The organism is Streptacidiphilus anmyonensis, assembly GCF_000787855.1.
GTDB classification, from domain to species: Bacteria; Actinomycetota; Actinomycetes; order Streptomycetales; family Streptomycetaceae; genus Streptacidiphilus; species Streptacidiphilus anmyonensis.
Map to the genome: position 1 here is coordinate 67,090 of NZ_BBPQ01000017.1, position 8,035 is coordinate 75,124.

7 protein-coding genes are annotated in these 8,035 nt (G+C 74.0%); 3 read left to right on the forward strand and 4 right to left on the reverse strand.

Annotated features, from left to right (window positions below; translation table 11 throughout):
• Positions 1 to 22: 22 nt before the first annotated feature.
• Positions 23 to 757: a class I SAM-dependent methyltransferase gene (locus TR50_RS17800; protein ID WP_042421988.1), complete on the forward strand. Its 735-nt coding sequence runs from the start codon at positions 23 to 25 to the stop codon at positions 755 to 757.
• A gap of 7 nt (positions 758 to 764) precedes the next feature.
• Here TR50_RS17800 and TR50_RS17805 read toward each other — a convergent pair whose 3' ends face one another.
• The 3 genes from TR50_RS17805 to TR50_RS17815 all read right to left on the reverse strand — a co-directional run bounded on the left by TR50_RS17805 (position 765) and on the right by TR50_RS17815 (position 4,114).
• On the reverse strand, positions 765 to 1,487 hold the full coding sequence (locus TR50_RS17805) for an alpha/beta fold hydrolase (RefSeq protein ID WP_042421991.1): 723 nt from the start codon (positions 1,485 to 1,487) through the stop codon (positions 765 to 767).
• A gap of 70 nt (positions 1,488 to 1,557) precedes the next feature.
• A complete protein-coding gene (locus TR50_RS17810; protein ID WP_042421993.1) occupies positions 1,558 to 2,589 on the reverse strand; it encodes an alpha/beta hydrolase in 1,032 nt (343 codons plus the stop codon).
• Between the two features lie 121 nt (positions 2,590 to 2,710).
• Entirely contained in the window at positions 2,711 to 4,114 is a 1,404-nt protein-coding gene (locus TR50_RS17815; protein ID WP_042421996.1) for an MFS transporter, read from the reverse strand.
• Positions 4,115 to 4,375: 261 nt separating this feature from the next.
• Between TR50_RS17815 and TR50_RS17820 the strand changes: the two genes are divergently transcribed.
• On the forward strand, positions 4,376 to 4,909 hold the full coding sequence (locus TR50_RS17820; RefSeq protein WP_236654460.1) for a hypothetical protein: 534 nt from the start codon (positions 4,376 to 4,378) through the stop codon (positions 4,907 to 4,909).
• Between the two features lie 62 nt (positions 4,910 to 4,971).
• On the opposite strand, the gene TR50_RS17825 is transcribed toward TR50_RS17820, so the two are convergent.
• Positions 4,972 to 5,373, reverse strand: a complete 402-nt coding sequence (locus tag TR50_RS17825; protein ID WP_042421999.1) for an SHOCT domain-containing protein — start codon at positions 5,371 to 5,373, stop codon at positions 4,972 to 4,974.
• A gap of 296 nt (positions 5,374 to 5,669) precedes the next feature.
• On the opposite strand from TR50_RS17825, the gene TR50_RS17830 reads away from it, so the two are divergent.
• Positions 5,670 to 8,035: winged helix-turn-helix domain-containing protein (locus tag TR50_RS17830; protein WP_042422106.1), on the forward strand; the 2,366-nt coding region annotated here is incomplete at its 3' end.

Below are 8,035 nucleotides of genomic sequence, written 5' to 3' on the forward strand. Positions count from 1 at the left end.
TCGCGCACGCGTCCCTCGCACCATGACTTCTGACGAACAGCCGACGAGGGTCAGCGTCTACGACAGCTTCGCCGAGGGGTACACGGCCGAGAACGAAGCCAATCTCGTCAACGGCTACTACCAGCGGCCCGCGATGCTGGCCCTGGCGGGAGACGTGTCCGGCCGCCGGATCCTCGACGCCGGCTGTGGCTCGGGCCCGCTGTTCGCCTCGCTGCGCGAGCGCGGCGCCCTCATGAGCGGTTTCGACGCGAGTGCCGGGATGCTGGAGCTGGCCCGGCGTCGGCTCGGCGACGACGCGGACCTGCGCCTGGCCGATCTGGGCGGCCCGCTTCCCTACCCGGACGACACGTTCGACGACGTCGTCGCGGCCCTGGTGCTGCACTACCTGGAGGACTGGGGGCCGGCGCTCGCCGAACTGCGGCGCGTGCTGAGGCCCGGTGGTCGGCTGCTCGTCTCGGTGGACCACCCCTTCGCCATGCACCTGATGCACCGCCAGGCCGGCCGTGAGGCCGACTACCCGTACTTCGGCACCACCAACTGGGTCGAGGAGTGGAGCTTCGGCGGCCAGAGCGGGATGGTGAGCATCTGGCACCGGCCGCTGCACGCCATGTCCGAGGCCTTCACCGCGGCCGGCTTCCGGATCACGGGCATCAGCGAGCCCGAACCCGACCCCGCCGCGCGCGAGGTGTTCCCCGAGGAGCTCGCGGCGAAGCCGCGCTTCCTGTGCTTCCTCTTCTTCGTGCTGCAGGCCCCCTGACGGGGCCCTAGGAGCGGGTGGCGGCGGAGCGCAGCAGGTGGTCCGCCAGGTCACGGGGGCGGCTGAGTGCGGCGAGGTGGCCGCCGGGGATCTCCTCGACCTCCAGCCCGAGGCGTTCGCGCACCACGCGGCGCTGGAACTCCAGCGGGAAGAAGCGGTCGTCGCGCCCCTGGAGGAAGCGGGTCGGCACGTCCGGCCACTCCTTCAGCGGCCAGGGCTGCTCGAACAGCGCGGCGGGCGGCGCGGAGGCCCCGACGGACAGGGCCTCCTGCGTCACCTCCGGGGGGACGTCGTGGAAGAAGTCGACGCGCAGGTCGAAGGCGGGGACCGCGCCGCGGCCGGTGGCGGCCGCGTACGCGGACCGGGCCTCGGCCTGGCCGATGTTCTCCCACCACTGCCCCGCGGTCTCCCCGGGGACCGGGACCATCGCGTTCAGCAGCACCAGCTCGGAGACCGGCACGGGCAGCCGCTCGCAGACCAGGGGCGCGGAGAAACCCGCGAGCGACTGGGCGACCAGGACCAGCGGCGTGGAGGCGCGTTCGCCGCCCTCCTCGAAAGCAGCCGTCACCGCCGCGACGACGGCGTCGGCGAGCTCGTCGAGCCCGGCGGAGGGCTCGTCCGGCAGGTCCATGGTGATCGCGTCGTGGCCGCGCGCCCGCAGCTCGGGCACGAGCCGGTGCCAGAACCAGGCGCGGCCGTCCGCGCCGGGAACGAGCGTGAAGGTCGCCATCGTCCTCATCCTCCCGTCGGTGAGCCGCTTCCGGGAGGGACGCTACCCGCCGCCACTGACAAGGCCCGGCTCATCGCGTGACGACCCGCCGCAGCCAGCGGAGCCGGGCCTCGCGGGCGGCCTGACTGAGGCTCGCCTGCGGGGCGACGGTGTCGAAGCCGTGGAAGGCGCCGGGCCACACGTGCAGTTCCGCCTCCCCGCCCGCGCGCCACAGCGCGTCGGCGTAGGCGACGACCTCGTCCCTGAAGGTCTCGGCCGAGCCGACCTCGAGGTAGGCGGGCGGCAGACCGGCCAGATCGGTGGCGCGGGCCGGGGCGACGTACGGTGACACGTCGGGCGCGCCGTGACGCTCGCCCAGCAGGGCCTGCCACGCGGTCGCGTTCGAGGCGCGGTCCCAGGGGTCGACGCCGGCCATCTGGCGGGCGGAGAAGCTGTCGTTGCGGTCGTCCAGCATCGGGCTCAGCAGCAGCTGGCCGATCGCGGGCGGCCCGCCGCGGTCGCGGGTCAGCAGCGCGAGCGCGGCCGCGAGTCCGCCGCCCGCGCTCTTGCCGCCGAGCACGATGCGCTCCGGATCGAGCCCCAGCCCGTCCGCGTGCCCCGCCGCCCAGAGCAGCCCCGCGAGGCAGTCCTCCACCGGCTCCAGGTACCGGGCCGCGGGCGCGAGTCGGTACTCGACGGAGAGCACGGCGAGCCCGAGCGGGAGCGCCCACTCCCGCAGCACCCGCGGCAGCACCGACCAGGCGTTGCCGGAGACCATCCCACCGCCGTGCAGGTAGTACAGCAGCGGCAGCGGTCCGGTGACCCCGGCGGGCCGCGCGCTCACGAGCGTCAGCCCGGCGCCGTCGCCGCCGACGTGCGGTACGCCCGGCACGCGCGGCGCACCCGGCACCCGGGACCCACCCGGCACGCGCGGCACGTGCAACTCCTCGACGTCGAACAGCCCGTCGGCCCGCAGCTCGCGCACGGTCGGCCGGGGCCGTGTCGCCGCGTCCCGGGCCTGCCAGTCCGCCAGCCCCTCCGGGGTGAGCGACTCCGGCACGCCCAGGGCCGCCAGCACGGCCCCCAACTCCGGGTCGAAGGGCGGGACCGCACCGAAACGCACGCGAGGACTCCCGTTCGGCCGAGGGACGCCCGGCGGGCGTCCCGACCCGCCCAGCCTGCCATCGACCGGCGGCGGTCGGCACCGTCAGCGGTCGGGGCGTGCTCAGCCGGCCGGGGCGTGCTCAGCCGACCGGGATGTGCTCAGTCCGACGGGGCGGGGCCTCGCGCGGCAGCAGCCAGGCCGCGCCGAGGCCGACCAGGCCGATCAGGGCCAGCGCGAGCATCGCCGCGGCGTAGCCGTTCTTGGTCAGTTCGGAGACCAGGATCGTGCCCGCGATGGCCGTGCCGAGCGAGGAGCCGAGGTTGGAGACGCTGCGGGAGAGCCCCGAGATCTCGCCCTGTTGGCTGTCGGGGAAGCTGGACTGCACGACGTTCACCGAGGGCGTCAGCATCCCGCCGAGGCCGAGCCCGACCAGCAGCAGGCCGGGGGTGAACGCCCAGACGTCGTTGAACGCGCGGACCAGGGTGAGCAGCAGCACGATGCCGGCGACGGTGACGACGAACCCGGCCACGATCAGGGTGCGTTGGGCGAAGCGCTTGGCCAGGCGCTCGGCGGCGAGGGAGGAGACGAGCAGGCCGAGGGTGGCGGCGGTGAAGACGCCGCCGGTCGCGATGGCGCTGTAGCCGCGGACCACCTGGAGGTAGGCGCCGACGGTGAACGACGCGCCCATCAGCACCAGCCACTGGATGTTCTGCGTGACCATGCCCAGGTTGGAGACGCGGTTACGGAACAGGTCCATGGACAGCAGCGGCTCTCGTCCGGACCGCTCGCAGTACGTGATCCAGCGGAAGAACCCGCCCAGCACCAGCGCGCCGGCGACCAGCAGGGAGATCATCAGCCAGGTGTTGTTGTCGGCGGCGAGGATCCCGGTCACCACCAGCACCAGCCCCAGCGCCGACAGGACCGCGCCGACGGTGTCGAACGACTGGGTCGGGTCGGCGGGCAGCGGGTCCTTCAAGTTCCGGGTGAGGAACACGATCACCACGATGACCAGGACCTGGAAGCCGAAGTTGGCCCGCCAGCTGATCGCCGTGGTCAGCAGTCCGCCGATGAGCGGTCCCGCGGCCGCGCCGATGCCGCCGAGCGCCATGATGGCACCGAAGGCCCTGGCCCGGTTGGTGGTCCCGGTGAACAGCAATGTGGTCAGGATGTAGACCGGGGGGATCAGCAGCGCGGTGCCGACGCCCTCCAGGATCGAGTTGCCGAGGATCAGCACACCGAGCCCGGGAGCGGCGGCGCTGAGTACGGCCCCGATCCCGTAGGTCGTCAGACCGATCATCAGGCAGCGCTTGCGGCCGTAGCGGTTGGTGAGCTTCCCGCCCGGGATCATCAGCGCGGCCATCACCAGAAGGAAGACGGTGATGGCGACCTGGACGCCCTGCGCGGTGGTGTGCAGGTCGGTGCTGATGTCGTTGATCATCACGTTCATGCTGGACCCGGCGAAGCTGCAGATGAACTGCGCCAGGGCCAGCGGGATCAGCACGCGCCGTCCGGCCGCCGTCGGCAGGGTCAGGGTGTCGGTCATCGTCGCCCTCTCCGTCCGAAACCGCCCGCGCTGCCACCGTAAGGAGGGCGGCCCCGGCGCGAATCACCCCGGGTGGGTGAGAGCGGCCACAACCGGCCGTGAACCGGCCGCCGCCGACGGCCGGTTCACCTGCGCGGGGTGATTCGAGGCCCACCGCGGCAGGCGATCATGAAGGGACTGGGCTTTCGCACCCTGGGCCTTCGAACCCTGGGCCTTCGAACCCTGGGAAAGAGACCGGGCCGTTGGAAGAGGAGGGCGCCCGTGACAGCCTCCGAACCGCCCCGAAGCCCCTCCGCCCGCGGCCTGCCGGAGTCGGTGCCCGGTGCGGACCGGGGCCGTACGGACTACGCCGGCGCGGTCTACGGCTCGCTGCTCGCCGCATCCGTGATCGCCGCGTCCGACGTCAAGGGACCCCACGCACGGCTGTCGATCATCGTGCTGCTGGTCGTCACCGGACTGGTGTTCTGGCTCGCCCACGTCTACGCCCACGTGGCGGGCGAGCGGGAGGCCGGGAAGACGGTCAGCTGGCAGCAGGCCCGCAGGATCGGGCGGCACGAGTGGTCCATCGTCGAGGCCGCGGTCCTGCCGGCCCTGGCGGTGCTGGTCAGCCCCTGGCTGGGGAAGGCCGACGAGGCATGGTTGGCCCTCGGTGTCGCGATCACCCAGCAGGTGGTCTGGGCGACGCTCGGGGCCCGCCGGGCCGGGGCGTCGAAGCAGCAGATCGCGGTCGAGGCCGCGGTCAACCTCGCCCTCGGGCTGCTGATCGTGGTGGCCAAGGTCGCCGTGGGCCACTGAGAAACCGAAGCCGGGTCGGGGCACCCAGGGGGTGCGCCGACCCGGCTTTCGGGTATCGGGCGTCAGGCTGCCAGGACGTGGTCCTTGGCGCTCTGGTACTCGGCCTCGGTGAGGTCGCCGTGCTGTCGCAGCTCCGCGAGCTGGGCGAGTTCCTCGGCCTGGCTCCTCGGCTTCGCGTCCGAGGTGGTGGCGGCTTCCTGGACGTAGGCCCGGAAGTCCTGTTCGGCCTGCTGGGACCGCATCATGTCGCGCTCGCCCATGCCCTTGCCGCGTGCGATGAGGTAGACGAAGACGCCGAGGAACGGCAGGCACAGGACGAAGACCGACCAGCCGGCCTTCCCCCAGCCGCTCACGGAGTCGTCCCGGAACAGGTCCACGAAGACCCGGAACAGCAGGAAGAACCACATGATCCACAGGAAGACCCACATGGTCGTGAAGAACACATTGAGCAGCGGGTAGTTCATCGCCCTCTCCTCGCTCGGCGAACGGGTGCTGCCTCCACTTCCGCACGCCAAGCCGCCGCACGCACCACCCGTTCCGGGTGAATCCCGGCTCGACCGGCGTTCCGGCACGGGTGATGTCACCATGGTCCAGGGACCGGGTGAGCCGGAACGGGCGAGCCGGGTTCCCTTCCTCCGGCTGGGGCCGTTGGTCCCGGCCGCGGAGCCCATGAGGCCCTTCGAGGGCGGTGCGCGCACGACGAGACTCGTGGTGAAACGGTCGCGGACGTCCGTCCGCCCTGAGCCTGGCGGTGAGCACCATGCCCCGTCCCTTCAGCAGCTCGCCGAGCGGCGACCCGATCATGGTCGCCCGGTTCGCCGTTCCCGTCCTCCCGGCGACGTACGTGCGCCGTCCCGGGCTGGTGCGGCGGCTGGCGCAGGGCGTGCGGGGGCCGCTGGTCCTGGTCACCGGGCCGGCCGGGGCGGGCAAGACGCTGCTGGTCGCCGACTGGTTCCGCAGTGAGCGCGGCACGGGCCGCGCGGCCTGGCTGACCCTGGAGCGGCCGGACGACGAGCCAGGCCTGTTCTGGGCCTACGTCCTCCAGGCGTTGCAGCACCACGGCGTGGCGCTGCCCGCGGACATCACCGCCCCGGCCGACGCCGGAGAGGCCGACGAGGCCCTGCTCGGCCGCCTGGCCGCGCACCTACAGGCTCAGGAGCGGCCCGTGGTGCTGGTGCTGGACGAGTACGAGCGGATCGGCTCACCGGAGATCGCCGCCGGGCTGCACGAGCTGCTGCGCCACGCGGGCTCCGGCCTGAGGCTCGTCCTGGTCAGCCGCGCCGAGCCGCTGCTGCCGCTGCACCGCTACCGCGTCTCGGGCGAGTTGACGTCGGTGCGGGCCGCCGACCTCGCCTTCTCGGGCGACGACGCGGTCGCCCTGTTCGGGGCGCACGGGCTCACCGTCCCCGACGCGTCGGTCCGCGCCCTCACCGCGCGGATGGGCGGCTGGGCGGCGGGCCTGCGCCTGGCCGCGCTCGCGGCCCAGGAGGCGCCCGACGCGGAGGCGTGCCTGCGCGACTTCGAGGCCGGGCAGAGCACCATCGCCGACTTCCTCACCAACGAGGTCTTCACCACGCAGCCGGCCGAGACCCAGGACCTGCTGCTGCGCACCTGCATCCTCGACCAGGTCCACCCGGACCTGGCGGACGCGCTCACCGGACGCCTGGACGGTGCCAGGATCCTCGCCGACCTGCACCGCGCCAACGCCTTCGTCACCCCGGTCGGCCACTCCTGGTACCGGCACCACCCGCTGTTCGCCGAGATCGTGCGGATCCGCCTGCACGTCTGGCAGCCGGGACTGGAACGCGAGCTGCACGCGCGCGCGGCGCGCTGGCTCGGCGAGCACGGACAGACCGTCTCCGCGCTCGCCCACGCCGCCGAGGCCGAGGACTGGGAGTTCGCCTCGGCGCTGCTCATCCGGAGTCTCGCGATCGGGCGGCTGCTGGAGGGCCGCGACGCCGAGCGGCTGTTCCAACTGTTCGCCGTCATGCCGCAGGAGACTCCGGGGCCGGCCCCGGCGCTGGTCCGCGCGGCCCTCGCGCTGGCCCGGGAGGACCCCGACCAGGCGGTCGGACATCTGCGCCGCGCCGAGGCGGCGCTTCGGGACGGTGACGTGGCGCGGCCCACCGTGGCCGCCGTTCAGCCCGCCTACGCCGCGCAGCCTGTCGACGTCGAGCAGACCACCGCGTTGCGTCTCACCGGCGCCTGTCTGCGGGTGCTCGCGGCCAGGCTGCACGGCTCCGCCGAGTCGGCCGAGGCCGCCGCCGGCGAGGCGGCCGAGCTGCGGGCGCGGCTGCCCCGGGAGCTGGTCGACGAACACCCGGAGCTCTCCGCCCACCTGATGGGCGACCTCGGCGCGGTCCTGCTGCGGGACGGCCGGTTCGCCGAGGCACGGCGCGCGCTGGCCGCCGCGGCCGAGGCGCCCGACGTCCCGGGGACGGCGCAGCTGCGGCACGAGTCGCTCAGCTGGCTCGGTCTCCTCGACGTCCTCGACGGCCGCCTGGCCCGCGCGGAGGCGCGGGCGCGGACCGCCGTGACCGAGGCTGAACGCTCCGGGCTCCGGCCCGGCACCGGAACCCGGGCCGGACAACTGGTCCTCGCGGAGGTCGCGATCGACCGCGGCGAGCTCGAGGCGGCCGACGTCGAACTGCGGCGCGCGGACGCGGCAGCGGGCGACCGCGCGGATCCGGTGGTCACCCAGGAGCTGTCCGTCGCCCGCTCCCGCCTGATGCTCGCCAAGGGCGAGCCGGACGCGGCGCTGCACGCGCTTCAGGAGGGCGAGAAGGCCGTCCCGGAAGGGGCGGGCTCGCCCTGGCTGGCGGACCGGGTGGCCGCCACCGCCTCGGCGGCGCTCCTGGCGGCGGGTCGCCCGGACGCGGCGATCGACGCCCTGTGCGACGCGGACCCGCAGGCGCCGGAACCGGCCGTCGCCTCGGCGCGCGCCCGCCTGGCCTGCGGCCAGCCGGAGACGGCCCTGCGCGACCTCGGCGAGCTCGGGCCGCGCCGCGGCCCCGGATCGGTGGTCGACGTCCAGGCGCTGCTCACCCGCGCCCAGGCGGCGGACGCGCTCGGCGACCCGGCCGGGTCGCGGCGGTTGGTGCAGCGGGCGCTGGCCGCCGCCGACGG